General features: G+C 43.4%; 1 protein-coding gene. It reads right to left on the bottom strand.

Features of this window, described 5'->3' with window-relative positions:
• Positions 1-119 precede the first annotated feature (119 nt).
• On the bottom strand, positions 120-1,117 hold a 998-nt coding region (locus A3757_RS00770; RefSeq protein ID WP_068738983.1), incomplete at its 5' end, for an SPFH domain-containing protein.

Raw genomic sequence — 1,117 nt, 5'->3', positions numbered from 1 at the left:
AGCCCAGCTATTGAAGCGCTCGACCAACTCTTGCAATCGAGTCTTTCGGGTTACTAGCACAAAGGTACAATCGTTCATGTCATTTACTCTTCTTAGTCATTAAATTCAAAGTCAATTTATCAAGCCACATTTCGTTTCATCATTTGGCCGAACAAATCTGGCGTAATCGTCAATTCACCAATTTTGCCAGCGTTCTGTGCTAACGATTCAAACGCCATGGCCATCAGCTGATCTGGCTCCATATTGGCTAAGGCCATTGCTTTTAAGTTCTCTACAGGTAAGGTTTTAAACGCTTCCATTTTTGAGGCAATTGCATAGCTCTCAACATCCGCCTCAGTCCGATTATTCTCAGCACTGCGCATAACAAGGTCTTTACGTTGCTCCTCTCTATCAATTTCTGCCTGCAAAGATTCCTGCTCTATTTGCGCTTTGCTGTCTAAAAGTGCACGTTCGTTTGCAACTCTCTGCTCCGCCATAAGTTGTTCTTTTTGCTGAACAGACATATCCGTTTCAAGCTCTGCCTCTTTGATCATACGTTCTTGCTCTACAGACGCTTTGCGACGACCGTATGTTGCATCATCTGACTGCTTAAGTATCTCTTCTCTTGCCACTGCCTCCAAAGCTTTCATAGTTTCTGGCGTAGGGGTAATGGCGGTGATTGAAATATCCAAAACCATCAAGCCCATTTCATCCAAAGAAGGGTCATTACTAACAGCCTTTCTTAATAGCTCTACCAATGATTGAACGGCAACTAAGGACTCCCTTAAGCTACACTTCTGAATATTGCTTTGCGCAGTCGTCTGTAACTTTCGAATTACACGATCACTCAATTTCATTGGGTCATCAGAAATAAATGACTCACCGTTTTTGGCCAAGGAAAAGTTCAACATATCTGCCGTCTTTTCTGCCGACTCAACCCTAAAGCTGACCTGCCCTTGAACACGAACAGATTGATAGTCTGCCGTTTGCAAGCCAAAGATAAACGGCGCTTCTTGCACGTTGACAGGTAGCGCTGCGATCGATGTCGTTGCTGGGCTATAAAAGAAACTTAAACCCTTACCTTTCTTTCGAACCTTGCCATTTACAGTTTTAATCACAAATGTTGATGCATCCGCTT

Source organism: Oleiphilus sp. HI0117, assembly GCF_001635235.1.
Note: the sequence above shows the minus strand (reverse complement) of the source record. Positions and strands in the feature narration are given on the sequence as shown.